28 protein-coding genes and 1 pseudogene are annotated in these 26,228 nt (G+C 34.3%); 18 read left to right on the top strand and 11 right to left on the bottom strand.

Going from position 1 to position 26,228, the window contains the following annotated elements; translation table 11 throughout:
* The first annotated feature begins 164 nt into the window (after window positions 1-164).
* The 5 genes from KA909_RS07540 to dltD are packed head-to-tail and all read left to right on the top strand — an operon-like array spanning window position 165 to window position 4,400.
* Complete coding sequence (locus KA909_RS07540; protein ID WP_107630223.1) at window positions 165-290, top strand: teichoic acid D-Ala incorporation-associated protein DltX; 126 nt, start codon at window positions 165-167, stop codon at window positions 288-290.
* 14 nt (window positions 291-304) lie between these two features.
* Window positions 305-1,762 (top strand): D-alanine--poly(phosphoribitol) ligase subunit DltA, encoded by a 1,458-nt coding sequence (gene dltA / locus KA909_RS07535; RefSeq protein ID WP_193839586.1) that lies wholly within the window; start codon window positions 305-307, stop codon window positions 1,760-1,762.
* Window positions 1,759-2,973: a D-alanyl-lipoteichoic acid biosynthesis protein DltB gene (gene dltB / locus KA909_RS07530; protein ID WP_193839585.1), complete on the top strand. Its 1,215-nt coding sequence runs from the start codon at window positions 1,759-1,761 to the stop codon at window positions 2,971-2,973. The genes dltA and dltB overlap by 4 nt, the downstream gene beginning before the upstream one ends.
* Before the next feature lie 15 nt (window positions 2,974-2,988).
* Window positions 2,989-3,225, top strand: a complete 237-nt coding sequence (gene dltC, locus KA909_RS07525; RefSeq protein ID WP_011276285.1) for a D-alanine--poly(phosphoribitol) ligase subunit 2 — start codon at window positions 2,989-2,991, stop codon at window positions 3,223-3,225.
* Window positions 3,222-4,400, top strand: coding sequence for a D-alanyl-lipoteichoic acid biosynthesis protein DltD (gene dltD, locus KA909_RS07520; RefSeq protein WP_210130082.1), 1,179 nt, complete (start codon window positions 3,222-3,224; stop codon window positions 4,398-4,400). The genes dltC and dltD overlap by 4 nt, the downstream gene beginning before the upstream one ends.
* A gap of 81 nt (window positions 4,401-4,481) precedes the next feature.
* Here dltD and KA909_RS07515 read toward each other — a convergent pair whose 3' ends face one another.
* Window positions 4,482-4,724, bottom strand: coding sequence for a NifU family protein (locus tag KA909_RS07515; protein ID WP_002433501.1), 243 nt, complete (start codon window positions 4,722-4,724; stop codon window positions 4,482-4,484).
* Between the two features lie 103 nt (window positions 4,725-4,827).
* Between KA909_RS07515 and KA909_RS07510 the strand changes: the two genes are divergently transcribed.
* Window positions 4,828-5,148, top strand: coding sequence for a YuzD family protein (locus tag KA909_RS07510; RefSeq protein ID WP_053029810.1), 321 nt, complete (start codon window positions 4,828-4,830; stop codon window positions 5,146-5,148).
* Between the two features lie 75 nt (window positions 5,149-5,223).
* Here the strand turns inward: KA909_RS07510 and KA909_RS07505 are convergent, their stop codons facing one another.
* On the bottom strand, window positions 5,224-6,288 hold the full coding sequence (locus KA909_RS07505) for an NAD(P)/FAD-dependent oxidoreductase (protein ID WP_070855123.1): 1,065 nt from the start codon (window positions 6,286-6,288) through the stop codon (window positions 5,224-5,226).
* Window positions 6,289-6,646: 358 nt separating this feature from the next.
* On the opposite strand from KA909_RS07505, the gene KA909_RS07500 reads away from it, so the two are divergent.
* The 6 genes from KA909_RS07500 to KA909_RS07475 all read left to right on the top strand — a co-directional run bounded on the left by KA909_RS07500 (window position 6,647) and on the right by KA909_RS07475 (window position 12,331).
* Complete coding sequence (locus KA909_RS07500; protein ID WP_053029806.1) at window positions 6,647-6,892, top strand: YuzB family protein; 246 nt, start codon at window positions 6,647-6,649, stop codon at window positions 6,890-6,892.
* Between the two features lie 12 nt (window positions 6,893-6,904).
* The gene (locus KA909_RS07495; protein WP_053029805.1) at window positions 6,905-7,264 is read left to right on the top strand and encodes a HesB/IscA family protein; all 360 of its coding nucleotides are present in this window, start codon (window positions 6,905-6,907) and stop codon (window positions 7,262-7,264) included.
* Window positions 7,265-7,629: 365 nt separating this feature from the next.
* Window positions 7,630-8,838, top strand: coding sequence for an NAD(P)/FAD-dependent oxidoreductase (locus KA909_RS07490; RefSeq protein ID WP_075108679.1), 1,209 nt, complete (start codon window positions 7,630-7,632; stop codon window positions 8,836-8,838).
* Between the two features lie 107 nt (window positions 8,839-8,945).
* Window positions 8,946-10,418: a leucyl aminopeptidase family protein gene (locus KA909_RS07485; protein WP_210130081.1), complete on the top strand. Its 1,473-nt coding sequence runs from the start codon at window positions 8,946-8,948 to the stop codon at window positions 10,416-10,418.
* 191 nt (window positions 10,419-10,609) lie between these two features.
* Window positions 10,610-11,929: a Na+/H+ antiporter family protein gene (locus tag KA909_RS07480; protein WP_075108681.1), complete on the top strand. Its 1,320-nt coding sequence runs from the start codon at window positions 10,610-10,612 to the stop codon at window positions 11,927-11,929.
* 24 nt (window positions 11,930-11,953) lie between these two features.
* Window positions 11,954-12,331, top strand: coding sequence for a PaaI family thioesterase (locus KA909_RS07475; RefSeq protein WP_075108682.1), 378 nt, complete (start codon window positions 11,954-11,956; stop codon window positions 12,329-12,331).
* A gap of 209 nt (window positions 12,332-12,540) precedes the next feature.
* On the opposite strand, the gene KA909_RS07470 is transcribed toward KA909_RS07475, so the two are convergent.
* The 9 genes from KA909_RS07470 to KA909_RS07430 form a co-directional block, all read right to left on the bottom strand.
* Window positions 12,541-13,707: an NAD(P)-binding domain-containing protein gene (locus tag KA909_RS07470; RefSeq protein ID WP_210130080.1), complete on the bottom strand. Its 1,167-nt coding sequence runs from the start codon at window positions 13,705-13,707 to the stop codon at window positions 12,541-12,543.
* Between the two features lie 169 nt (window positions 13,708-13,876).
* Window positions 13,877-14,233, bottom strand: a complete 357-nt coding sequence (locus KA909_RS07465; protein WP_070855117.1) for a Na+/H+ antiporter subunit G1 — start codon at window positions 14,231-14,233, stop codon at window positions 13,877-13,879.
* Complete coding sequence (locus tag KA909_RS07460) at window positions 14,211-14,501, bottom strand: Na(+)/H(+) antiporter subunit F1 (protein WP_070855116.1); 291 nt, start codon at window positions 14,499-14,501, stop codon at window positions 14,211-14,213. The genes KA909_RS07465 and KA909_RS07460 overlap by 23 nt, the downstream gene beginning before the upstream one ends.
* Complete coding sequence (locus KA909_RS07455) at window positions 14,501-14,980, bottom strand: Na+/H+ antiporter subunit E (protein ID WP_075108684.1); 480 nt, start codon at window positions 14,978-14,980, stop codon at window positions 14,501-14,503. The genes KA909_RS07460 and KA909_RS07455 overlap by 1 nt, the downstream gene beginning before the upstream one ends.
* Window positions 14,980-16,479, bottom strand: a complete 1,500-nt coding sequence (locus KA909_RS07450) for a Na+/H+ antiporter subunit D (RefSeq protein WP_193839579.1) — start codon at window positions 16,477-16,479, stop codon at window positions 14,980-14,982. Before KA909_RS07450 ends, KA909_RS07455 begins: the two co-directional genes overlap by 1 nt.
* Window positions 16,472-16,813, bottom strand: coding sequence for a Na+/H+ antiporter Mnh1 subunit C (gene mnhC1, locus KA909_RS07445; protein WP_053029787.1), 342 nt, complete (start codon window positions 16,811-16,813; stop codon window positions 16,472-16,474). Before mnhC1 ends, KA909_RS07450 begins: the two co-directional genes overlap by 8 nt.
* A complete protein-coding gene (locus KA909_RS07440; protein ID WP_053029785.1) occupies window positions 16,813-17,241 on the bottom strand; it encodes a Na(+)/H(+) antiporter subunit B in 429 nt (142 codons plus the stop codon). The genes mnhC1 and KA909_RS07440 overlap by 1 nt, the downstream gene beginning before the upstream one ends.
* Window positions 17,222-19,633, bottom strand: coding sequence for a Na+/H+ antiporter subunit A (locus KA909_RS07435; RefSeq protein ID WP_075108686.1), 2,412 nt, complete (start codon window positions 19,631-19,633; stop codon window positions 17,222-17,224). The genes KA909_RS07440 and KA909_RS07435 overlap by 20 nt, the downstream gene beginning before the upstream one ends.
* Window positions 19,634-19,766: 133 nt before the next feature.
* Window positions 19,767-20,147: a kinase-associated lipoprotein B gene (locus KA909_RS07430; RefSeq protein ID WP_075108687.1), complete on the bottom strand. Its 381-nt coding sequence runs from the start codon at window positions 20,145-20,147 to the stop codon at window positions 19,767-19,769.
* Between the two features lie 68 nt (window positions 20,148-20,215).
* Here KA909_RS07430 and KA909_RS07425 point away from each other — a divergent pair, with 68 nt between their 5' ends.
* The 6 genes and pseudogenes from KA909_RS07425 to KA909_RS07400 all read left to right on the top strand — a co-directional run.
* The gene (locus KA909_RS07425; RefSeq protein WP_053029781.1) at window positions 20,216-20,812 is read left to right on the top strand and encodes a peptidylprolyl isomerase; all 597 of its coding nucleotides are present in this window, start codon (window positions 20,216-20,218) and stop codon (window positions 20,810-20,812) included.
* 275 nt (window positions 20,813-21,087) lie between these two features.
* On the top strand, window positions 21,088-21,468 hold the full coding sequence (gene ygs, locus KA909_RS07420) for a S1 domain-containing post-transcriptional regulator Ygs (RefSeq protein ID WP_210130079.1): 381 nt from the start codon (window positions 21,088-21,090) through the stop codon (window positions 21,466-21,468).
* A gap of 200 nt (window positions 21,469-21,668) precedes the next feature.
* Complete coding sequence (locus tag KA909_RS07415; protein ID WP_193839578.1) at window positions 21,669-22,796, top strand: NADH-dependent flavin oxidoreductase; 1,128 nt, start codon at window positions 21,669-21,671, stop codon at window positions 22,794-22,796.
* 406 nt (window positions 22,797-23,202) lie between these two features.
* Entirely contained in the window at window positions 23,203-24,393 is a 1,191-nt protein-coding gene (locus tag KA909_RS07410) for an ornithine--oxo-acid transaminase (protein ID WP_075108690.1), read from the top strand.
* Between the two features lie 107 nt (window positions 24,394-24,500).
* The gene (locus KA909_RS07405; protein ID WP_053029774.1) at window positions 24,501-25,745 is read left to right on the top strand and encodes a Glu/Leu/Phe/Val family dehydrogenase; all 1,245 of its coding nucleotides are present in this window, start codon (window positions 24,501-24,503) and stop codon (window positions 25,743-25,745) included.
* 159 nt (window positions 25,746-25,904) lie between these two features.
* Window positions 25,905-26,228: pseudogene (locus KA909_RS07400) on the top strand (transposase); the annotation flags it as partial.

The following is a 26,228-nucleotide window of genomic DNA, read 5'->3' as shown; positions in this document are numbered from 1 at the left end:
TTTAATTATAATAAGATGAATGTATAATATATAAAAAATATATTTAATGAATTTGCTTTTTCGGAGCTTCAAATATCCTTCGCGAGAAAAACGATTAATCCGCTCCAATAATTGACATGATAGTGAGGTGCAATAGTGCATTGAAAGAGAATAATCATAAAATAATGCAATATTATGAGAAAGCTAAACCCTATTTAGTAACGCTTCTCTATTTAGCTATATTTATTGCGCTGTACCTAATTTATGGTTCCGGCGATACACATAATAATTTCATTTATAATGAATTTTAATAAGGAGTCTAATTATGACAGATATCATAAATTTAATAAATGACTTCGGTCAACGTCATCCTCAACGTGTAGCAGTTAGACATAAAGATGAAACATTAACATATCAACAATTAATGGATGAATCTAGTAAATTAGCGCATCTATTACAAGATAATCAGAAACCATTAATCGTATACGGACATATGTCTCCTTATATGTTAGTGGGTATGATAGGTGCGATTAAAGCAGGGTGTGGATATGTACCCATTGACACATCCGTACCGAGTGAACGTGTAAACATGATTATAAATAAGGTTCAACCTGAAATGATATTTAACACAACAGATTCACGCTTAAATCAGCCTGTTATTCAAGAGCTGACAATCCAAAGTATCCAAGACTCAGATAATCCAACACTATTTGATAGTCAAATGGGATTAACAGACGTGGTATATACAATCTTTACATCTGGCTCAACAGGCGAACCTAAAGGGGTTCAAATTGAATATGCAAGTTTAATTGAGTTTGCAGAATGGATGGTATCACTTAACGAGTCTGAAGGTGCACAAGAATGGTTAAATCAAGCACCATTTTCATTCGACTTATCAGTCATGGCAATCTATCCTTGTTTAACTTCTGGTGGCACATTAAATTTAGTAGATAAGGACATGATCAACAAACCTAAATTATTGAATGACATGTTAGTTAATACACCAATAAATTCATGGGTGTCTACACCATCATTTATGGAAATGTGCCTATTATTACCTAACCTTAATGAAGCAAGTTACCCAAGTTTAAATCATTTCTTCTTCTGTGGAGAAATCTTGCCGCATAGAACTGCTAAAGCTTTACTAGATAGATATCCAAGTGCGGTAGTTTATAACACATATGGACCTACTGAAGCGACAGTTGCAGTTACAGGTGTTAAATTGACGCCTGAAATAATTGAAACGTATAATCCGCTACCAGTTGGTGTTTCAAGACCGAATACAACCTTATTTACTACAGATGAGGGTGAACTTGTAATTAAAGGTAATAGTGTTAGTTTAGGTTATTTAGATAATAAAGAAAAAACAGAAGCGGTATTCAACTTTGAAGATGGCCTTCGCATTTATCATACTGGTGATAAAGCAATCGAAAAAGACGGACAATGGTTCATTCAAGGAAGAATTGATTTCCAAATTAAACTTAACGGTTACCGCATGGAATTAGAAGAAATTGAAACGCAACTTAGACAGTCAGCATTCGTAAGAGAAACCGTAGTCGTACCAGTGTATAAAAATAACAAGGTTATACACTTAATCGGTGCGGTTGTTCCAACCGAAGAAGTTAAAGATGATTTGGAAATGACAAGACAAATTAAATCCGAACTCAAATCTCGCTTACCTGAATATATGATTCCGAGAAAATTTGTTTGGATGAAACAATTACCATTGACTTCAAACGGAAAGCTTGATCGTAAACAAGTGGCAGAGGATATTAACGCATGATTCCATATGGTACGTTTACCTTCTTCTTAGTTGCATTTATAGTACTTTTACCAGTCATCATACTCGGATTCTTAGGTAAGCGAAGCTATATATATAACGGTATAAGTACTGCAATTATGATTGTCGTCATTTTTTCATCAGATAAACATAATTTATTCGGTAATAAATATTTAAGTATTCAACTTATTAGTTTTATCATTTATCTCATTTGGCAAGTGCTATTAATCATGGGATATTATAAATCGAGACAGAAAAATAATACATTTAGTAAGTTTGTCATAGTGATGATTTTATCCATTTTACCATTAGCGATTGTTAAAGTATTACAAAGTTCATGGTTAGGTGGTCAACAAATTCACTTCCATGAACATAAACTAATTGAATTTGTAGGTTTCCTAGGTATTTCATATGTAACGTTTAAAAGTATTCAGTTAATTATGGAAATACGCGATGGCTCAATAAAAGAAATTAAAGTGGGCAAGTTGTTCCAATTTATTTCCTTCTTCCCAACAGTGTCTTCAGGACCGATTGATCGCTATAAACGTTTCGTCAAAGATGATAAAAAGGTTCCTACAGGTGAACAATATAGAGAAATGGTTGCTAAAGCGATACATATGATTATGCTTGGTTTCTTATACAAATATATACTCGCTTATTTAATCAATGTCTATGCAATTCATCCATTATTGATGGATTTGAATGGTTTTACGCATAAATGGTTGTATATGTATGCTTACAGTTTTTATTTATTCTTTGATTTCGCAGGATATAGTTTGTTTGCTGTAGCGGTAAGTTATTTATATGGTATCAATACACCACCTAACTTTAAGCAGCCTTTCAAAGCGAAGAATATTAAAGATTTCTGGAACAGATGGCATATGTCATTATCATTCTGGTTTAGAGATTGTATCTATATGCGTACATTATTCTATATGTCACGTAAGAAAACATTCAAAAGTCAATTTGCGATGTCTAATTTCGCATTCTTCCTAAACTTCTTTATCATGGGTGTGTGGCATGGTTTAGAGTTATTCTATATCGTTTATGGTATTTATCACGGTCTGATGTTTATCGGTTATGGTTACTATGAACGTTGGAGAAAGAAACATCCACCACGTTGGCAAAATGGTTTTACTATAGCATTAAGTATTATCATTACATTCCATTTTGTAGCATTTGGATTTTTAATCTTTTCAGGAAAATTAATTTAAAAGGAGTCATAAATTATGGAATTTAAAGAACAAGTATTAGATTTATTAGCTGATGTGGCAGAAAATGATGTTGTAAAAGAAAACCCTGATGTTGAAATCTTTGAAGAGGGTATTATCGATTCATTCCAAACAGTAGGATTATTACTTGAAATTCAAAATAGATTAGGCATTGAAGTATCAATCATGGATTTCGATCGTGATGAGTGGGCAACTCCTAACAAAATTGTTGAAGCATTAGAAGAATTACGATGAAATTAAAACCATTTTTACCAATTATTATTAGCGGCATATTATTTCTAGCCTTTGTGTTAATGCCTGCTAGCTGGTTTACTGGATTAGTCACGAACAAGGCTGTCGCTGATAATAGAATATCTTTAACAGATCAAGTTCTTAAAGGTACGCTCATTCAAAATAAACTATTTAGTAATGACAATTATTATCCTATCTATGGGTCTAGTGAATTGAATAAGTTAGATCCATTTAACCCTGCACTTGCATTACACAATAGAAAAGACACTAAGCCAATCTTTTTAGTGGGTACGGGTGGTAATACCGATTTAATTAATGCAATTGAATTAGCTGGTCAATATGATCAACTTAAAGGGAAAAAGATGACGTTTATTATTTCGCCACAATGGTTTAGTACGCATGGTGTGAATAATCGTGATTTTGCAGCACGAACAACACCTACCCAAATTAATCAGTTATTTCAACAAAAAGATATGCCTTCAGAATTAAAGGAAAGATATGCCAAACGCTTATTACAATTTAAAAGTGCGTCAAATAAAGCATTCTTGAAAGATGTTGCTAATAATCATGGCGAGGTAGATGGTCATTATGTTTCACGCTTTAAAGAGAATCAATTACTTAAGATTGAAGCAATTAAAACATACTTCTCATTTGATAAATCACCTTTATCACACGTGAAAACGATAACTGAACCAAATGCGTCATGGAAAGAAATGCAAGATAAAGCTATAGCTTTAGGTGAGAAACACTCATCATCTAATAACTATGGCATCCGCAATGAATATTGGAAACAATTGATGCACCAAAAGCCGATGAATCATCGTCAATATGAGTTTAAAATGAACTCTCCAGAATTTAATGATTTATCATTATTAGTAGATACGATGCATCAAGCAGGTGCAGACGTACAATATGTCATTTTACCGGTAAATGGTAAATGGTATGATCATTTAGGTATTAAACGCGCCACAAGAGAACCTGTCTATAAGAAAATACACCAAACTGTTGAAGCACATGGTGGTAAAGTGTATGACATGTCAGATAAAGACTATGAAAAATATGTACTTAGTGATGTCGTTCACGTAGGTTGGAAAGGTTGGGCGCATATGAACCAACACATCGTTCAACATATGAATGATGATAATAAAGATCAAGAAAAACATCATGACCATAACTAATAAATAAAAGCACCAATGATTAGCGTGTGAAAACGCTGCTCATTGGTGCTTTATTGTATATATAAACGATATATGAGACGTTTAGAATACTTGTTCAACTTCGATAACGCCTGGAACTTCTTCGTGTAATGCACGTTCAATACCGGCTTTTAATGTGATTGTTGAGCTTGGACACGTACCGCAAGCTCCGTGTAATTGTAATTTCACGATGCCATCTTCAACATCTACTAACGTACAGTCTCCGCCGTCACGTAATAAAAAAGGACGTAAACGCTCAATGACTTCAGCTACTTGATCAAACATTGTTGCATTCTCAGTAGGCATGAGATATGTCTCCTTTCAAGTAAATTACTTCATAAATTCATTATTTATTTATTATAATAGATAAAGAAAGAAAAATCTATAAAACAAAACGGGGGATTTGAGTATGACTAAAGTTAGCGTGGTAGTTTACGGCGCAGATGTTGTGTGTGCGAGTTGTGTCAATGCGCCAACATCATTGAATACATTTGAGTGGATTAAGCCTTTATTAGAAAGAAAGTATCCAGACATTCAATTTGAATACACATATATTGATTTTCAAAAACAAACAGAAAATTTAAGTGATCACGACCAACACTATATTGAACAACTTGAGGAAGATGAGTTGTTCTATCCATTAATTACAATGAATGATGAGTATGTAGCAGATGGATATATTCAAACGAAGCAAATTACCAACTTTGTCGATAAACATTTTGCAAATTAATATCAATCTCTATAATAGTAAAATAGAACACGGGATTAAGTCTGAGCATGCTCAGGCCTAATCCCGTGTTTCATCTTAACCGTTATGATATTTATATAGCCATAAAACACCAGATTTAAGTATATGCGCAAGACGTCCGGTAACTGTACGGTCCATAATATAGGCAAATCCTTTCTTTTCACCAAGAGAACCAAGGAAACCTTGAACTTTTAATTCGGGCATTTTATCTGGTAGTGGTTCATTATTCCATTGTTTCTTGAGTACATCAGCGATTTGATCACCTTGTACTTCAGCTAATTGAGCACTTGGTGCATGCGGTAAATCAGCACAATCACCAACGATAAATACATTTCGATACGTTGGGACTTGATGATATTGATTAATAATGACACGTCCGCTTCGATTGATATCGATAGGTAAGTGTCTTACAACTTCAACAGGTTGAATACCCGCAGTCCAGACAACCAAATCAACATTTTCTGGTGATCCACTATTATAAATTTTACCTGGTTCTACTTTATCAATTAAAGAATTTGGAACGACTTTCACATTGTTTTCGCGGAACCATTTGGCAATATAGTTACTTAATTTTTCAGGGAAATTTCTTAAAATGCGTTCACCACGATCATAAAGGATAACTTCTAAATCTTCACGACTTTCACGCAGCTCACTTGCTAGTTCGATACCACTTAATCCAGCGCCAACAATGCCTACACGCGCTCCACTAGGTAATTCACTAATACTGTGGAATGTCTCGCGAGCTTTAGAAAGTGTTTGAATGCTGTGCGTATAGGCGTCAGCACCAGGCACATTATGATATTTATCTTCGCAACCTAAGCCAATAACTAATTCATCATAATCCACCTTCGTATGACCAACAGATACGATTTGAGCATCTAAATCAATATCATTAATTTCGCCATAAATCGTATTAATGCGTTCTGAATCAGGAAAATTCATGCGCACATCATTATCAGACTTAGTACCCGCTGCTAAAGCATAAAATTCTGGTTTCAAACCATGAAATGGCATACGGTCAATTAATGTTAAAGTATAATTTTCTGGTAATGCATCTGGTAGAATACGCGACATGATACGCATATTACCATAGCCGCCACCAAGTAACACTAAATTTTTCATTTGTTATACCCCTTTATAAAAAATTTGTTATTCCGAAATAAATTTTGACTTATACCCTTTGAATTAAGCAAACTTTTGTAAATGAACGATACTTTAATTTGAAAACTTTAAATTAATAAAGTTATTTATCGCCGACATTTATTGCCCCTAACAATAAAGTGTGCGATATATGTATATGTGTATTATATCTTTTTTTCAAAATGACTACAATGAAATGTATGATATGGAAAATGAAGTTAATGATTTCTAGTCGGAGAAATTCGTTATAAATAGTAGGAAAATGATGAGCCAGGACAATGCAGTTCTAAGTAAGATTTGTTATAATAATGTAATTAAAAAATGAAGAAGAAGGTGAAGTATGTTTCCATTAGTCGAATTTTGCATTTCTAATATGGCAAAAGGCGGAGACTACGTTTACGATAAACTTGATAACGATCCCAATGTGGATGTATTAGAATATGGATGTTTAAACAACTGTGGCGTATGTTCATGTGGGTTGTATGCATTAGTAGATGGTGATACTGTTGAAGGTGATACACCAGATGAGTTATTAAGCAATATTTATAAACATATAGAAGAGAATGATTTTACTAACTTATTATAGGAGGAATAATTTATGCCAACTGTAACATTAACTGAAGCGGCAGCGTATGAAGTTAAAGATATGTTGAAGAGTAATGACATGGAAGATGGCTATTTAAAGATTAAAGTAAACGGTGGTGGTTGCACAGGCCTTACGTATGGTATGTCAGCCGAAGAACAACCTGGCGAGAATGATGAAGTACTCGAATTCTACGGTTTGAAAGTATTAGTAGATAAATATGATGTACCTGTATTAAATGGGACAACGATTGATTTTAAACAATCTTTAATGGGTGGTGGCTTCCAAATTGATAATCCAAATGCCATCGCTTCATGTGGCTGTGGTAGTTCATTCAGAACTGCTAAAGTAGCTGGAAACCCTGAAGAATGCTAGGATAAGTTCGAATCATTTGTCTCTATCATTGATTTTCGAAGACGTCATTGTATGGATAATATGATTATTTTAATATTCGTCTTGTTGTAGCTTGAAAATGAACTATAAAAGCTATAAAATTGAAGATGGATTGAACTTTGTCTTTTTTGTGAACGTAAGTTCATAAAATCGAACTGAAAATGAAAGTGTTGACTAAGACTATAAATGGGGATGAACAGTTAGGTTAAGTGCAAAGTCTTTGGATAGAATCAGATAAACATATATTAAAGTAAAATATATTGTTATGTCTGAACTTTGTTATGTTCTGAAGTTTGTAGCCTTTTTCTACATTTAAGAAAATAATAATGAAAGCTTAGGTGAATGAAATGGCACAAGATCGTAAAAAAGTACTTGTTTTAGGTGCAGGTTATGCTGGTTTACAAACAGTAACTAAATTACAAAAAGAACTTTCTGCTGAAGAAGCGGATATTACATTAATTAACAAAAATAAATATCACTATGAAGCAACTTGGTTACACGAAGCTTCAGCTGGTACATTAAATTATGAAGATTTAATTTACCCAATTGAAAGTGTAATTAAAGAAGATAAAGTTAAATTTATCAATGCAGAAGTAACTAAAATCGATCGTAACGCTAAAAAAGTAGAAACTAATCACGGTATCTATGATTACGACATTTTAGTAGTAGCATTAGGTTTCGAAAGTGAAACATTTGGCATTGATGGTATGAAAGACTATGCATTCCAAATCGAAAATGTTGAAACTGCACGTAAATTATCTCGTCATATCGAAGATAAATTTGCTAACTACGCAGCTTCTAAAGAAAAAGACGATAAAGACTTAGCTATCTTAGTTGGTGGCGCAGGCTTTACAGGTATCGAATTCTTAGGTGAATTAACTGAAAGAATTCCTGAATTATGTAATAAATATGGTGTTGATCAAAACAAAGTTAGAGTAACTTGTGTTGAAGCTGCACCAAAAATGTTACCAATGTTCTCTGACGAATTAGTTAATTATGCAGTTAGCTACTTAGAAGACCGTGGTGTTGAATTCAAAATTGCTACACCAATCGTTGCATGTAACGACAAAGGTTTCGTCGTTAAAATTAACGATCAAGAACAACAATTAGAAGCAGGTACAGCAATCTGGGCTGCGGGTGTTCGCGGTAGTAAATTAATGGAAGAATCATTCGAAGGCGTTAAACGTGGTCGTATCGTGACTAAACAAGATTTAACAATTGAAGGTCATGATGATATCTTCGTTATTGGTGATGTTTCAGCATTCATCCCAGCTGGTGAAGAACGTCCATTACCAACTACAGCACAAATTGCTATGCAACAAGGTGAACACGTTGCTAAAAGCATTAAAAATATCTTAAACGGTCAAGCACCAACAGACTTCGAATATGTTGACCGTGGTACTGTATGTTCATTAGGTTCTCATGACGGTGTAGGTATTGTTTACGGTAGAGATATTACTGGTAAAAAAGCTGCATTCATGAAAAAAGTTATCGATACACGTGCAGTATTCAAAATTGGTGGCGTAGGCTTAGCATTTAAAAAAGGTAAATTCTAAGTTATTACTTTAATCTAGTCATCCTTGCGGGGGTGGGACGACGAATTTATAAAGAATTCTGTCCCACGCCCTCTTTTTATATTACATTCAATTAGGAGTGAGAGGTTATGGTTAATTTCCAAATATGTAACAATGCATCTTTACAATCAGAAGTGTTAATTCTAGGTTTACCTGACCACATCAATCAACTCGGTACTATCCATTACAACAATCAAGATTTGACCCATCAAATAGATACATATCGCCATCATCATTTGGTTAGCAGCAAATTAGGTAAAGTATCTTCAACTTTATTACCATTAGCAGATACATCTAAACGACTTATTACAGTTGGATTAGGAAATTTAAAATCGCTTGATTATGCTGCATTATTAAAAGTATTTGGCCATTTATTTCAATTTTTAAAAGAAGAACAAGTAACTGAAGCAGATGTGCTATTCGATACATTGATTTCAAAACAAGTGGAACAAAGTAAAGTTGCAGAGGTTATGGGACTTCAAAGTGAACAGTCGATTTATAGTTTTGATCATTATAAATCTGATAAGACTGCACCGTATCAATTAGATTTAAATATTACGTCTGCCACTGAAGATTTGAATCAATATATCATTAATGGTAAGACAATCGGTCAGTCTATTAACCTAGCACGCGACTTTAGCCAGATGCCGCCAAATATATTAACGCCTAATTACTTTGCTGAACAAATTACGCAACACTTTGCGCAATCATCAGTAGCTGTTGATATAAAAGATGGTAACCAACTATTAGATGAAGGATTTGGACTTATTCACGCGGTAGGTAAAGGTTCTGAGCATCCTCCAGTTGTCATAACGATGACTTACAATGGTGGGGATAGTAATGATGCACCGATTGCTTTGGTAGGTAAAGGCATTACATATGATTCAGGTGGTTATAGCATTAAATCTAAGATAGGCATGCAAACCATGAAATTTGATATGTGTGGCGCAGCAAATGTAGTTGGTATGATTGATGCTGCATCACGTTTACAACTTCCTATCAATATTGTAGGGGTTATCGCTTCCGCTGAAAATATGATTAGTAATCAAGCAATGAAACCGGATGATGTATTAACGGCATTAAGTGGTGAAACCGTTGAAATGTTAAATAGTGATGCGGAAGGACGATTGGTATTGGGAGATGCAGTATTTTATGCTAACCAATTTCAACCGAAACTCATTTTAGACTTTGCCACACTTACAGGTGCAGCGGTTGCAGCATTAGGTGAAGATAAGGCAGCTATTTTTAGTTCTAATGCCGATAAAGAAATTGAGGCTATACGTCTTAGTGCTAAAGCAATGGATGAATATGCATTTGAATTACCAATGACACAAACTGAGCAGCGACTAATACGTCAATCAGATGTTGCAGATTTAGTTAATCATACAAATGGACACGGGAAAGCACTCTTTGCAGCGACTTTTATTACACATTTTAGTGGTGCTACACCCCATATTCATTTTGACATAGCTGGTCCGGCAACAACGACTAAGGCCAGTTATAAAGGTCCAAAAGGTCCAACTGGCAGTATGATAACAACTGTATTGAATTGGCTAAGATAAGTTAAATATGAAGTAATGATTTAGTCTTTAAGAGTGGAAACAATTACTAATACACGTTTCCACTCTTTATTTATGTCAATGATCTTATTAAATTTGAATGTAATCATACATTGACATCGTCTTAACTACTTGGTAAGATAAAAAACATATAAAATACTTTAGTTCGGTAGAGAGATAAAGGATGTGTTGTTATGTTAAATGCAGTTGTTATAGCTGTGCTATTAATGATTATTCTATGTTTATGTAGACTGAATGTAGTGATAAGTTTATTTATTAGTGCACTCGTAGGCGGTCTCATTTCTGGTATGAGTATTGAAAAGGTCATTAGCGTATTTGGTAAAAATATTGTAGATGGTTCTGAGGTAGCATTAAGTTATGCATTACTTGGAGGGTTTGCTGCATTAATCTCTTATAGTGGTATTACAGATTATCTTGTAACTAAGATTATTCGTGCAATTCACTCTGAAAATAGTAGACTTTCAAGAATCAAAGTAAAAGTTATTATTATCGTAGCATTGCTTGCGATGAGTATAATGAGTCAGAACCTCATTCCAGTTCACATTGCTTTTATTCCAATTGTTATTCCGCCATTGTTAAGTTTATTTAATGATTTGAAGATGGATAGACGACTTATTGGATTAGTCATCGGATTTGGTTTATGTTGGCCTTATGTATTATTGCCTTATGGCTTTGGTCAAATTTTCCATCAAATCATTCAAAGTGGTTTCCAAAAAGCACATCATCCTATCGAATTTAATATGATTTGGAAAGCTATGCTGATTCCTTCACTTGGTTATATCGTTGGATTAATCTTAGGTATGATTTATTATCGTAAACCACGTGAATATAAAACTGAAACGTATGTAGAAGATGAAAATGCGACTACAGAAATTAAACCATACGTACTCGTCGTTACTATCGTTGCTATCTTAGCTACGTTCTTAGTACAAACATTTACAGATTCAATGATTTTTGGCGCATTAGCGGGTGTTCTTGTATTCTTTGTTTCAGGAGTTTATAAATGGAAAGAATTAGACAGCCAATTTGTTGAAGGGATTAAAATTATGTCATTTATTGGTGTCGTTATTCTTTCAGCGAATGGGTTCGCTGGTGTAATGAATGCGACTGGTGATATCGAAAAATTAGTATCAAGCTTGACTGATATTTCTAGTGGTCATAAATTAATAAGTATTATTATTATGTATATCATTGGCTTAATTGTAACTTTAGGAATTGGATCATCATTCGCAACGATTCCTATTATTGCCACTTTATTTATTCCGCTCGGCGCTTCACTAGGTTTAAATACGATGGCTTTAATCGCCTTAGTTGGTACGGCAAGTGCGTTAGGTGATTCAGGTTCACCAGCAAGTGATTCTACACTAGGACCAACAGCTGGTTTAGATGTGGATGGACAACATGATCACATACGTGATACATGTATACCTAACTTCTTGTTCTATAATATACCTTTAATGATATTTGGCACGATTGCAGCTATGATATTATAAGTGTATATGAGGTGAAATAAGACAATGACGAACTTATTAGAAACGTTTGAAATGAAGATAGAAGAAGTGTCAGAAGGTAGTGTAGTTATTTCTATGCCAGTGACGGATAAAGTTAAACAACCATTTGGTTACTTGCATGGTGGTGCCTCAATTGCTTTAGGTGAAACAGCGTGTTCATTAGGTGCTGCTCATTTAGTAGATACTAAGTCATTTATACCGCTGGGGCTGGAAATGAATGCGAATCATATCCATTCAGTTAAAGAGGGTCGTGTGATTGCTACAGCAACAATTATCCATCAGGGAAGTACGACTCAAGTGTGGAATGTAGAAATAAACAGTGAACAAGGACAGCTGATTAGCATTATGAGAGGAACGATTGGCATTAAACCGTTAAAGCAATAAAAGCACATATTCTACTTAAGTTCAATTAAGTATCGTTTGAAATACTTTCATTATAAAAGCTTTTGACTAAGAAAAGAACGCAGGCGTAGGACGATGAATTCATGATGAATTCTGTTCTACGTCTGCGTTTTTGTTGGGGGTGGGACGACGAATTTAAAAAATTTTCCCAATCCCTAGTGTTGGTATGTTAATACTTACGTCTAATTAAATTATGCATGTTTTTGGATATGTTGATCTGATAAACGTTGATAGGCTTGTTTAATTCTTTGAGCTGCTTCACGTCCACCCATAATATTTCTAGCAAATGGCCCTAGCTCTAAATCAGCTAAACCTCCAGATACGAATAACTGTGGCAACCATTCTAATTCAGGGCTAATGGAAGGAAAACCACAACGTGTTAGTGGTGCATGTTCATTTGTAATTAATGATTGAATCATAGGTTGCTGTAATAGTGTAGATTTAAAACCAGTTGCTAATAAAATAAAATCATAGGGATCAGTTGAATGTTGTGTGTGAATATGATGTTGATCAACTGATTCAATTGTATCTTTATGAATGATAAGACGTCGAGACTGTACATGTTTTTTTAGTCGTAGATAGAGTTCTCTCGGCATTGATCCTTTATGTCGTTCTTGTTGTATGATAGACATTCGTTCTATAGAAGAATCAATATTTAAAAAACGACTCATATTTTTAGGGCCAAGCCAACCTGGATCAGCATCAAAATGTTGTATGTCAATATCTTTATTCATCCACAAATGAACTACTTTATCGTGGGATTGATTGATTAGTTTCAAAGTTAAATGTGCAGCAGAAATACCACTACCAACAACGTGCGAACTGTGTTCATACATACTTGAATTAAAAGACGTATCAAAAATATGGCATGCATTATCAACGTGTTGATAAATATCAGGAATATAAGGTTGATGCGTACATCCATTTGCTAATATCACACAATCTGAATGAATAACTTGGTTATGATTTAATTGAATTTGCCATTGTTCATCATTTCTTGCTAAAGATTTCACGTATCCTTGAATATGACTTTCATTTAAATCATAGTGATGTACTTGCTCATGAACATGATGCATAAACATATCAGTTTGTGGACGTTGATATTGACCATATGTAGCATGAGTATATTGTTGCATTTTAGCAAATTGCTTTAAATGAAATGGGTTAGGATGAATATGATGTACAATAGGAGAGCGTAAATAGGGCATACTGATACGATGTGAAAAATCATTAAATTGTTCACAGAGTGATGAATAAGGGTCGATAATACTTAAATCATCTTGAGATAATCCTAAAGCTCTAAGTTGAATTGCAATCGTTGTACCTTGTATGCCACCACCGATAATTGTCCAATGCATAGTAACACTTCTTTCTCAATAAAACGTAATAATTACGATTTATGATAGCATATCTAGTTTAATTAGACAATAAAAAGCGAGTACAAGATAGCAATCACTTTGAATTCTATCTCGTACCCGCGTTTATGATTAGAAGTAAACCAAGCCTTTGTTTTGTTAGGACCTTGAGTTATATCTTTTTATTTTTAAATTCATTTTTAAGTTCATCAATTTTTGTATCTTTAGTGTAAGGTGTTTTATTATTATAGGCTGCTCTCATAATTAAGTGACTTGAGAGTGGGCCAGTTACAAGGATAAAAAGAATACCAAAAATCAATTGCATATTAATATATCCGTCAGTAGCAATAAAGTATAAGAATGTACCAAACAGAAGGAAAATAGCACCTAAAGTTGCTGATTTACCAGCAGCATGGCCTCGTGAATAAATATCTTTCAATCTTATAATGCCTATAGCTGTAACAGCACTAATAATTGCTCCTAAAATAACAAAGATAACTGCCAAACTAGTGACGATGTTCGTTATCACGTTCAATCACCTTACCTTTATCCATATATTTTGAGAAGACCGCTGTACCTAGAAAGGCCAAGATACCAATTAACAAAATGGCAACGAGTAGATATTCCGCCCCCATAAAAATACTATATAGCGCAATACATGCCATTAATTGTAAACCAATTGCATCAAGTGCTAAAATTCTATCAGCTAATGTAGGACCTTTGATAATACGTGTAAACATCGCTAACATTGATAGGGCAACAATAATTAAAGCAATCATCATAATGATTTTTACCATTAGTCTTCGCCCACCTCTCTAACTACTTTCTCTAATGAAGATTTTATACCTTCAATTTCTTCTTCTTTTGTACTGAAATCTATAGAGTGAATGTATATTTTTCTTCTATCATCGCTAATACCTAATACGACTGTTCCTGGTGTCAAAGTAATTAGATTAGATAATAATACGATTTGCCAATCTGTTTTTAAATCAGTGTGATATACAAAGAAACCTGGTTCATTTTTAAGTTTAGGTTGTAGAACAATCTTTAATACATCAATATTGGCTTTTAATAATTCTACGAAAAATACAACTGCCAATTTTAAAATCTTATAAACTTTAATTAAATAAAATCTTCCTGGTAATATTCTACTAAATAAATATACCAATCCTAGTCCTAGTATGAATCCGAGTAAGAGGTTATTTAATGTATAGCTACCACTTAGGAAAATCCAAATAAAAGCTAAGATGAAGTTTAAAATAATTTGAATCGCCATTATGATCTACCTCCTAAGACACTCTTGATATAGACGCTAGGATCATAAAATGATTGAGCCGCCTCAGATATTAATGGATATAATAGATCAGCAGATAATCCAAATACAACGGTAATGATGACAGCTATAATAGAAATTGTAGTTGCTTGTTTAACATTAACGTTTTGCGTAACTTCATATCCTTTTGGTTCTCCGAAAAAGCCTTTCAAGAAAATGTGAATAACAGAATAGAGTACTACTAAACTTGAAAGTAATACAATAAGGCCACTGACATAAAAGCCTTTTTCAAAGGTTGCTTGTACGATGTAATATTTACCATAAAAACCACTTAATGGCGGTATACCAGCTAAACTTAGTGCTGCGATGAAGAAAGTCCATCCAAGCACCGGATAGTGTTTGATAAGACCACCAAAGTCTTTAAGACTGGTTGATTTCGTAATTTGATACATTACACCGATAAGTAAGAATAGGGCAGTTTTAACTAACATATCATGGATTGTATAGTAAATAGCACCTATAATACCCGCTTCATTCATCATAGCTACACCAACTAAGATAACGCCTACAGCAATCATGATGTTATAAATAATAATCTTTTTAGTGTCATCATAGGCGATGGCACCTACCGAACCAAATATGATCGTTAATAAGGCTAAGAATAAAATCGTATAATGTGAAAAACTCATTGTATCGTGGAAGAACAAGCTCAATGTTCTTAAAATCGCATATACACCAACTTTTGTTAATAAAGCACCGAAAAATGCAATAATTGCAAATGGTGGCGCATAGTATGAACCTGGCAACCATACATACATAGGGAAGGCACCAGCTTTAGTTGCAAATACGAAAATAAATAAAATAAAGACAATACTTAAGAGCCCACCGTGAGTATTAGATAATGTAAATAACTTCTCACTAATATCCGCCATATTTAACGTACCAACGATAGAATATAAAATCGCAACCGCCATCACAAAGAATGTTGAAGTAACAATATTGACCAATAAATATTTAACTGTTTCACGCAATTGGATTCGCGTACCACCAAGTACGAGTAGTGCGTATGATGACATTAAGAAAACTTCAAAGAATACAAATAAGTTAAAAATGTCACCAGTTGTAAATGCGCCGATAATACCGACTAACATAAATGTGATAGAGAAATGGAAGTAATAACGTTCTCTATCGATGCCTGCAGTTGTAAACGAAAAGGCAGTAATTAAAATAGTTATAATAATACTAGTCACAATTAACATTGCACTGAAACTATCTAGTAAAAAGATAATGCCATAAGGTGCAGGCCAAGAACCTAATTCTACTTTTAGTGGTCCGTGAACATAAACATTATATAAATTTATAATCGCAACGATTAATGTAAGCAACAAACCGATTATCGTGACATATCGTTTTGCACGATAACGTTGTCCTAAAAAGACCAATATAATTGCTGTAAAAATAGGTACGACTAATGAAAGGACGACTAAATTATTTTCAATCATCATCTAACACTCCTTTCATTCTTTCTACGTTGTCTGTACCTAACTCTTTATATGTTCTAAATGCTAACACTAAGAAAAAGGCAGTTGTCGCAAACGCGATAACGATTGCCGTAAGTATTAATGCATGGGGGATAGGATCAACATATTGACTAATCGCCTTTTCATAGATGGGCATTTCGCCATGTTTTAATCCACCCATTGTAATTAAAAATAAATTGGATGCATGTGTAATTAATGTTGTCCCCATAACAATACGTATCAAACTTTTAGATAAAACGAGATAGACACTAATTGAAGTGAGGATGCCACATACAAATATCATGATTATTTCCACTATTCGCTCTCTCCAATCGTTATAATAATTGTCATGATCGTTCCAACTACTGCACATAGCACGCCAAAATCAAAGAACATAGGCGTGTTCATATGCACAGGTTGAAGTAGGGGCAACGGTATATTAAATTCTGTGTGCGTGAAAAAGTTTTGACCATAGAACCAACTCGCTAATGGTGTGCCAACACAAAATAATAAGCCAATACCAATTAGAATTTTAAAATCCCATGGAAATACTTTTTGCATCGTCTTAATATCAAATGCAATTGCAATGATTGTTAGTGCACATGATAATAGTAAGCCACCTACGAAACCGCCACCTGGTGTGTAATGTCCTGCGAAGAATAATGTGACACCAAATAAGGCGATTAGAAAAGCGATAATAACAGCAGCATATTGAAACATTAAATTATTGTTCTGTCTGTTCATCACGTTTCACCTCACTTGATTGATGTTTACGACGCAATTTAATCATTGTATATACACCTAAACCGGCAATACCTAATACAGATGATTCGAATAATGTATCCATACCACGGAAGTCAACAAGGATGACATTTACCATATTCTTACCATGAGCTAAATCGTAAACATGTGCTTTATAGTATTCTCCGATAGACGTAAAATGTCTGTTGCCATATGCAATTAAGCCTAAGATGATAACTACTAGACCTACACCTATAGAGATAAGTGCATTCGTTAATTTAAATGATCGCGTTTCATTATAGCGATTTAAATTCGGTAAATGATAGAAACATAACAAGAATAGTGCTGTTGAAATAGATTCTACTACGAATTGTGTTAATGCAAGGTCTGGTGCTTTGAAAAATACAAATAGCACGGATACTGAATAACCGACGACACCGAGCATAATAACGCTAAATAAACGAGATTTCGCTATGACAACCATAAATGCTGCGATGACTAATAATATTAAAATCGCAATTTCATAAATATGAATGTTATTAATATCTTTAAAATTAAAATCAAATGGAACGTTTAATAATGTCACAATCGTAACGACGATAAGCATGCCGAATATTATGACTAAACTATCTCTAACATAACCATTTACATAACTATTCGTCATGTTCGCTGAATAATTAGGTAAATATTTTCCAGTTGAATCGTACCAATGATTCAATGTAAGACGTGTTGGTTGTGCGTGCAATAATCGAATCCAATAACTAAATGTGAGTAATAATAGAATACCGATTACCCAAATTATTAATGTTGAAATAAATGCAGGTGTAATACCATGGAATAAATGGAATTCTGCATTCACATTCTGCATGCCACTGATTGCAGTTGTAGCTGGCTCAACAATAGATTGTGTTATTAATCCAGGGAACAAGCCAAAGACAATAACGAGCACAGCTAAAATGATTGGAGATAGTAACATTAGCATTGAAGCTTCGTGTGCTTTTTTTGGTAAGGCATTCGGCTGATGTTTACCAAAGAAAATATACGTAATAAATTTGATTGAATAAACGAAAGTGAAAATACTTCCCACTATAGCTAAAATAGGGAAAATAATACCTAACGTATTTAAGCTAAACAGATTAGCATGAGAAATCTCAATCATGGCTTCAAGGAATTTCTCTTTAGAAAGGAAGCCATTGAATGGTGGAATACCAGCCATACTCAAAGCTGTAATAACAGTTATGGTAAATGAGATAGGCATAATCGTTAGTAAGCCACCAAGTTTTTTAACATCTCTTGTACCTGTAACATGATCAACAGCACCTGTAATCATAAATAGCGCACCTTTAAAAGTAGCATGATTGACTAAGTGGAATACTGCTGCAGTAAAGCCAGCGATATACAATTGACTCTGACTTCCCTCGAAGTGATAACTTACGGCACCAATACCTAACATTGACATAATCATGCCAAGTTGAGACACAGTTGAAAAGGCAAGGATACCTTTTAAATCTTGTTGTTTTGTTGCATTTAAAGATGCCCAGAATAGTGTGATTAAACCGACTAATGTAATGGTCCAAATCCACCCTTGAGAAATTGCAAAGAGTGGTGTGACACGCGCTACTAGATACAAGCCAGCCTTAACCATCGTAGCTGAGTGTAGGTATGCACTCACTGGGGTAGGTGCTTCCATTGCGTCTGGTAACCAAATATAAAACGGTACTTGCGCTGATTTTGTGAATGCACCTAACATAATGAGTACCATTGCTAATGTGAATAAAGGACTATGTTGAATCACTGAAGCATTAGCAATGAGTTCATGTAAGCTAAGTGAATCGCCAGCTAGAGAAATTAAAATGAATCCCCCTAATAAACTTAAACCACCAAACACTGTAATGATTAAAGATTTCTGTGCACCATAAATCGATGCGCGTTTTTCTCTCCAGAATGAAATAAGTAAAAAACTTGAAAAAGACGTTAATTCCCAAAATAAATATAAAATGATTAAATTGTCTGAAAGGACAACGCCTAACATTGCACCCATAAAAAGTAATAAATAACAATAAAAGTTACCAAGTTGTTCAGACTTACTTAAATAGCCGACAGAGTATAAGACGACTAATGAGCCGATACCTGTGATAAGTAAACTAAATAAAATACTTAAGCCATCAAGGTATAAATCAAAATTCATACCTATATGAGGCATCCAGTTTAATGTTTTTATTACTGTATTACCTGACTGAGTAGTCGCAATATGAGATAAGAAATAAATAAATAAGACAACAGGAATAGGTAATACAAACCAACCTAAATGAATCTTCTTAAAGAATCGATAAAGAATTGGAATAAGGAGTGCAAATATTAACGGTAGTATGACCGCAATATGTAACAAACTCACTATGTTATCCTCCTTAAAAAATATTTATGAAATATATTATACATGAATCATATTGTTCTGAAAAACGACGATAACGCTTACGGGTAGCGATTTTTCGGAACTTGTTAAATAAGAAGAAACACGTTCAAATTTCCTATAAAAATTTTTGTTTATATTGAATTGAGTAGTCATTTTTTAGATTTTCAAGATTAGTTAATGCTAATTTTGAAAATTCTGTATCCTGTTGTTTTAAATCATTTTCCATTTTTGTAATGGCTTGTTGCAATGACGCTTCATAAGGCATTGCTTCTACATTAAATTCACGTAATTGCGAACGTGTTGCATAACGTTTCTCATAATGACTTAAAGCACGTCTTTCATGGAAAAAGACACCTTCCGTTTGACCTGGGTTATGTAAGTCACCTTGTTTTGGATGTTTAATCACTTGTTCGACTTGGACGAGAACTTGATCATCATTCTCTTCTTTAATTGTGACACCATAAGCACCCGTCTTATGTGAGAATCGATATAACATGCTATATTACTTCCTTTCAAATGTGTTAAGATGTATCTATATCATCATAACATGAATGGAGAATTGAAATGACTAACTATCCACAACTAAACAAAGAAATACAAGATAATGAAATTAAAGTAGTTATGCATACAAATAAAGGCGATATGACATTTAAACTGTTCCCAGATATCGCACCGAAAACAGTTGAAAATTTTGTGACACATGCGAAAAATGGTTACTACAATGGTATTACTTTCCACCGTGTCATTAATGACTTTATGATCCAAGGGGGCGACCCAACAGCGACTGGTATGGGTGGTGAAAGTATTTATGGTGGCTCATTCGAGGATGAGTTCTCATTAGAAGCTTTCAACTTATACGGTGCACTTTCAATGGCAAATGCAGGACCAAACACAAATGGTTCACAATTCTTTGTCGTACAAATGAAAGAAGTACCTGAATCTATGGTGAATCAATTAGTAGATGGTGGTTGGCCTGAACCAATTGCTAAAGCTTATGCTGAGAATGGTGGGACACCTTGGTTAGACCAAAAACACACAGTATTTGGTCAACTTATCGAAGGTGAAGCAACATTAGAAGATATTGCAAATACGAAAGTAGGGGCACAAGATAAACCTGTACATGATGTAGTCATTGAATCTATTGATGTAGAAGATAAATAATCAGTGGCTATACAATAAAAGTTCTGTCTAGCGAGTCGGCGGTTGATGTCGATTCGCTTTTTTATGAGATGCGTATTTGAATCTAATGTCAACGTCGCAGCAAAAGTTAGCATAGTCATAGGACGCATTTAAATGCGAACGTTTAAGTCCTAATCGTCAGTAGGCGTATAATATTATTGAAAAAATGTGGATTTTTATTGGTTTATAGTTAGTCCAAGTTTGTGATTTATGCTATTATAATTATGTTAAGTAAATCGAAGTAAGGGGTTATCAAGTTGAATAATCACTATAAAGCAGGTCAGCATATTAAAGTGCGTGTGACTGGCATTCAACCGTATGGCGCTTTTGTTGAGACCCCTGACCATACTGAAGGACTTATCCATATTTCAGAAATTATGGATGATTATGTCCACAATTTAAAAAAATTTCTATCAGAAGGACAAATCGTTAAAGCAAAAATTTTATCAATTGATGATGAAAGAAAACTCAATTTGTCTCTTAAAGATAATGATTACTTTAAGAATTATGAACGAAAAAAAGAAAAGCAGTCAGTATTAGATGAAATTAAAGAAACAGAAAAGTATGGGTTTCAAACGCTTGAAGAACGCCTACCGGTCTGGATTAAACAGTCTAAACGTGCGATTCGTAATAATTGATTGACTGTTAACACGCTCAGCTAACGTTATATGTTACATATAACGCTAGCTTTTTTAGTATCTTCGTTTATAAGTGTGATAACTCGTTTCTAAGTAAGGTGCTATGTATATGTATGCATGCACATGCAAGCAAAATATTGGTGGAAGATGATTTCTTCGTGCTATAGTCTAGTCATAATAAAAATGGAAAGGACTTACTTATGAATAATAAATACGAAAAATTATTTGAAACAGTCACATTACCTAACGGGATTGAATTAAGAAATCGCTTTGTTTTAGCACCATTGACGCATATTTCATCTAATGATGACGGTACGATTTCAGATGTTGAAATACCATATATTGAAAAGCGTTCTAAAGATGTAGGTTTAGCAATCAATGCTGCAAGTAATGTTAACGATATCGGTAAAGCTTTTCCGGGACAACCTTCTGTTGCACGTGATTCAGATATAGAAGGACTCAAACGTTTAGCGCACGCAATGAAGAAAAATGGCGCTAAAGCATTAGTTCAAATCCACCATGGCGGTGCCCAAGCTTTACCTAATTTAACACCAAATGGAGATGTGGTTGCGCCAAGTCCAGTCACATTAAAAAGCTTCGGACAAACAGAAGAACATGCCGCTAGAGAAATCACACCAGAAGAAATTGAACAAACTATCAAAGATTTTGGTGAAGCTACACGACGTGTCATTGAAGCTGGCTTTGACGGTGTAGAGATTCACGGTGCCAATCACTATTTAATCCATCAATTTGTGTCTCCATATTATAATAGAAGAAATGATGAATGGTCTGACCACATGAAATTTCCAACTGCTGTTATAGATGAGGTATTAAATGCCAAGGAACAATATGCAAGTGATGATTTCATCGTCGGTTATCGCCTTTCTCCTGAAGAAGCAGAATCACCAGGTATTACTATGGAAATTACAGAACAACTAATCCATACAATTACTGAAAAATCCATTGATTATGTTCATATTTCTTTAGGCGATATTCATTCAAAAACAAGAGAAGGTAAGTATGCTGGACAAGAACGATTGAAATTAATCCATCAATGGGTTAATGGTCGTATGCCTGTCATTGGTGTAGGTTCAGTATTTACAGCTGATGATGCATTAGATGCGATTGAGTCAACAGAAGTTGAACTTGTAGCGCTAGGTCGTGAAATACTATTAGATTATAATTTCATCAGCAAAATTCAAGAAGGTAAAGAAGATCAAGTTTTATCAGAATTTGACCCAAATCGCGAAGATAAACATGGATTAACACCTAATTTATGGAATCAATTTAACGAAGGCTTTTATCCTTTACCTCGTAAAGATAAATAAGTATGAACGATTGGTTCGTCTTTATAAAGAAATGTTGACTTAGCATTATATTGTAATGGTGCGCGTGCATGATATGTTAAGTCATGTGTCGTTATTCAATTTAATGATATGACAAGCTGAAACAGGTTATGGCAATGACATTTGCTTTAACCTGTTTTTTTAATATGACAAATATTGAAGTATTTTATTTATCGGAAAATTTTTAATATTTTGCTTGTAAATTTATTGGGAGATATGTCATTATATCTGTAAGGGCTTTCATTTAGATTTAAAGGGCATATATGATGTAATATTTAGTCATTTCATGCTCTTATTAATTTTGCACATATCCTCAATGTATATAGCATCGAAAGCCGCAAACGTATGGCCATTAGTTTTAATATAAATTAAGCAAAGGGGAGATATTATGACTAAGTCAGAACAAATTATTGAATTAACAAACCACTATGGAGCACAAAACTATGTACCTCTACCAATCGTTGTAGCAGAGGCGGAAGGTATATGGGTAACTGATCCAGAAGGTAATAAATACATGGATATGCTTTCAGCTTATTCAGCTGTAAACCAAGGTCACCGTCATCCTAAAATTATTCAAGCGCTTAAAGATCAAGCTGATAAAGTTACTTTAGTTTCTCGAGCGTTTCACAGTGATAATTTAGGTGAATGGTATGAAAAAGTATGTAAGTTAGCTGGCAAAGATAAAGCATTACCAATGAATACGGGCGCAGAAGCAGTTGAAACTGCATTAAAAGCTGCACGTCGTTGGGCATATGATGTTAAAGGTCTTGAACCAGATAAAGCTGAAATTATTGCGTTCAACGGTAACTTCCACGGTCGTACGATGGCACCTGTGTCTTTATCATCAGAAGCTGAATACCAACGTGGATATGGTCCGTTATTAGATGGTTTCCGTAAGGTGGATTTCGGTGACGTTGATAAATTAAAAGAAGCAATTAATGAAAATACAGCTGCTATTTTAGTCGAACCAATTCAAGGTGAAGCGGGTATTAATATTCCACCTGAAGGTTATTTGAAAGCTATCAGAGAATTATGTGACGAACATAACATTCTATTTATTGCCGATGAAATCCAAGCTGGTTTAGGACGTTCTGGTAAACTATTTGCGACTGATTGGGATAATGTTAAACCAGATGTTTATATTTTAGGTAAAGCACTTGGCGGTGGTGTATTACCAATTTCAGTAGTGTTAGCTGACAATGAAGTATTAGACGTCTTTACACCTGGCTCACACGGTTCTACGTTTGGTGGTAATCCATTAGCTTGTGCGGTTTCAATTGCTGCATTAGATGTTATTTTAGATGAAGATTTACCTGGTCGTTCAAATGAATTAGGGGAATACTTTAAATCTGAATTACAAAAAATTAATCACCCAGCTATTAAAGAAGTACGTGGTCGTGGCCTCTTTATTGGAGTTGAATTACATGAAAGTGCTAGACCATTCTGTGAGGCATTAAAAGAAAAAGGCCTATTATGTAAAGAAACACATGATACGGTGATTCGTTTTGCACCTCCTTTAGTTATTTCTAAGGAAGAATTAGACGATGCATTAGACAGAATTAGAAGCGTATTTAACTAAGTTCAAAAAGTTGTAACATTCATTTTGAAAACCCTTTAAAAAGCAAAGACATGTGTTACAATATGTATGAAAGCGAAATCATTTGTTAAAAAGAGGCGAAAGTGATCATGACTGAGAATAATAATTTAGTGACTTCTACACAGAGTATCATTAAAGAAGCTTTACACAAATTGGGATTTGACGATGGTATGTATGATTTAATCAAAGAACCATTGAGATTCTTACAAGTTCGTATCCCAGTACGCATGGATGACGGTACGGTTAAGACATTTACAGGTTATCGTGCACAACACAACGATGCTGTCGGTCCAACTAAAGGTGGGGTACGTTTCCACCCTGAAGTTGATGAAGAAGAAGTTAAAGCATTATCTATGTGGATGACTTTAAAATGCGGTATCGTCAACCTACCATATGGTGGTGGTAAAGGTGGTATCGTATGTGACCCACGTCAAATGAGTATTCATGAAGTTGAACGTTTATCACGTGGATATGTACGTGCAATTTCTCAATTCGTTGGTCCTACTAAAGATATTCCAGCACCAGACGTATTTACGAACTCTCAAATAATGGCTTGGATGATGGATGAATACAGTGCATTAGATAAATTTAACTCACCAGGTTTCATCACAGGTAAACCTATTGTCTTAGGTGGTTCACAAGGACGCGACCGTTCTACTGCATTAGGTGTAGTTATCGCAATTGAACAAGCAGCTAAACGTCGTGGTAAAGAAATTAAAGGTTCTCGCGTAGTTATTCAAGGATTTGGTAACGCAGGTAGTTTCTTAGCTAAATTCTTATATGACATGGGTGCGAAAGTTGTAGGTATCTCTGATGCTTATGGTGCATTACATGATCCTGAAGGTTTAGATATCGACTATTTATTAGACCGTCGTGATAGCTTCGGTACAGTTACAAACTTATTCGATAATACTATTTCTAATAAAGAATTATTCGAATTAGACTGTGACATCTTAGTACCAGCTGCTATTTCTAACCAAATTACTGAAGATAACGCGCATGATATTAAAGCGGATATTGTTGTTGAAGCTGCAAATGGACCTACGACACCTGAAGCAACGCGCATTTTAACTGAACGCGGTGTGTTATTAGTACCAGACGTATTAGCAAGTGCTGGTGGTGTAACAGTATCTTACTTCGAATGGGTACAAAATAACCAAGGTTATTATTGGTCTGAAGAAGAAGTAAACGATAAATTACGTGAGAAATTAGTAGATGCTTTTGATACGATTTATGAATTAGCTCAGAATAGAAAAATCGATATGAGACTTGCGGCTTATATTGTCGGTATTAAACGTACTGCTGAAGCAGCACGCTATCGTGGTTGGGCTTAAGCCATAATATCAATTTAATTAGGCGCCATAATAAATTGGACTGATGAATTTAGTCATCAGTCCAATTTTTATGTTTTGAATACAAAAATGGCGCAATTACCTCTATAATTATTAGCTACCAAACAAAATAAAAAAGAAAGGAAATGCGTCTATAAGTCTATTTTAAATACATTAAAAAATTAAAGATAAAAACCTATATTTTTCAGATGAAGTGACTGAGAAAAAACATAAAGGACGAATGAGCTTGTTTTACTATGCCAAGCTCACTTATCAACCTACACTATTTATGCAAATGCTGTATCGCACCGCATCGTAGATGTAGTAGCGGATCGTAAGTTAAAATCACTAAAAGATCATTTTTATCGCTATTCTTTGAAACTAAGACAAAAAGTCAAAACAGTAACGATTGATATGTATGAACCATATATGTCACTAATCAAACAATTATTTCCTAACGCGAAGATTATTATTGATCGTTTTCAT

The organism is Staphylococcus sp. GDX8P54P (assembly GCF_017893165.1).
Lineage (GTDB): Bacteria > Bacillota > Bacilli > Staphylococcales > Staphylococcaceae > Staphylococcus > Staphylococcus borealis.
Note: the sequence above shows the minus strand (reverse complement) of the source record. Positions and strands in the feature narration are given on the sequence as shown.

Bases quoted from the DNA above. Each gene is read 5' to 3' on its own strand.
- KA909_RS07430 (WP_075108687.1), bottom strand. From the start codon at position 20,147: ATGTTATATCGATTCTCACATAAGACGGGTGCTTATGGTGTCACAATT.
- KA909_RS07415 (WP_193839578.1), top strand. From the start codon at position 21,669: ATGAATAATAAATACGAAAAATTATTTGAAACAGTCACATTACCTAAC.
- KA909_RS07500 (WP_053029806.1), top strand. From the start codon at position 6,647: ATGTTTCCATTAGTCGAATTTTGCATTTCTAATATGGCAAAAGGCGGA.
- dltB (WP_193839585.1), top strand. From the start codon at position 1,759: ATGATTCCATATGGTACGTTTACCTTCTTCTTAGTTGCATTTATAGTA.
- KA909_RS07495 (WP_053029805.1), top strand. From the start codon at position 6,905: ATGCCAACTGTAACATTAACTGAAGCGGCAGCGTATGAAGTTAAAGAT.
- KA909_RS07440 (WP_053029785.1), bottom strand. From the start codon at position 17,241: ATGAACAGACAGAACAATAATTTAATGTTTCAATATGCTGCTGTTATT.
- KA909_RS07405 (WP_053029774.1), top strand. From the start codon at position 24,501: ATGACTGAGAATAATAATTTAGTGACTTCTACACAGAGTATCATTAAA.
- dltC (WP_011276285.1), top strand. From the start codon at position 2,989: ATGGAATTTAAAGAACAAGTATTAGATTTATTAGCTGATGTGGCAGAA.
- KA909_RS07485 (WP_210130081.1), top strand. From the start codon at position 8,946: ATGGTTAATTTCCAAATATGTAACAATGCATCTTTACAATCAGAAGTG.
- KA909_RS07515 (WP_002433501.1), bottom strand. From the start codon at position 4,724: ATGCCTACTGAGAATGCAACAATGTTTGATCAAGTAGCTGAAGTCATT.
- dltD (WP_210130082.1), top strand. From the start codon at position 3,222: ATGAAATTAAAACCATTTTTACCAATTATTATTAGCGGCATATTATTT.
- KA909_RS07455 (WP_075108684.1), bottom strand. From the start codon at position 14,980: ATGGCGATTCAAATTATTTTAAACTTCATCTTAGCTTTTATTTGGATT.
- KA909_RS07450 (WP_193839579.1), bottom strand. From the start codon at position 16,479: ATGATTGAAAATAATTTAGTCGTCCTTTCATTAGTCGTACCTATTTTT.
- KA909_RS07480 (WP_075108681.1), top strand. From the start codon at position 10,610: ATGTTAAATGCAGTTGTTATAGCTGTGCTATTAATGATTATTCTATGT.
- KA909_RS07475 (WP_075108682.1), top strand. From the start codon at position 11,954: ATGACGAACTTATTAGAAACGTTTGAAATGAAGATAGAAGAAGTGTCA.
- KA909_RS07490 (WP_075108679.1), top strand. From the start codon at position 7,630: ATGGCACAAGATCGTAAAAAAGTACTTGTTTTAGGTGCAGGTTATGCT.
- KA909_RS07425 (WP_053029781.1), top strand. From the start codon at position 20,216: ATGACTAACTATCCACAACTAAACAAAGAAATACAAGATAATGAAATT.
- dltA (WP_193839586.1), top strand. From the start codon at position 305: ATGACAGATATCATAAATTTAATAAATGACTTCGGTCAACGTCATCCT.
- KA909_RS07505 (WP_070855123.1), bottom strand. From the start codon at position 6,288: ATGAAAAATTTAGTGTTACTTGGTGGCGGCTATGGTAATATGCGTATC.
- KA909_RS07540 (WP_107630223.1), top strand. From the start codon at position 165: ATGCAATATTATGAGAAAGCTAAACCCTATTTAGTAACGCTTCTCTAT.
- KA909_RS07470 (WP_210130080.1), bottom strand. From the start codon at position 13,707: ATGCATTGGACAATTATCGGTGGTGGCATACAAGGTACAACGATTGCA.
- KA909_RS07410 (WP_075108690.1), top strand. From the start codon at position 23,203: ATGACTAAGTCAGAACAAATTATTGAATTAACAAACCACTATGGAGCA.
- KA909_RS07510 (WP_053029810.1), top strand. From the start codon at position 4,828: ATGACTAAAGTTAGCGTGGTAGTTTACGGCGCAGATGTTGTGTGTGCG.
- KA909_RS07460 (WP_070855116.1), bottom strand. From the start codon at position 14,501: ATGGTAAAAATCATTATGATGATTGCTTTAATTATTGTTGCCCTATCA.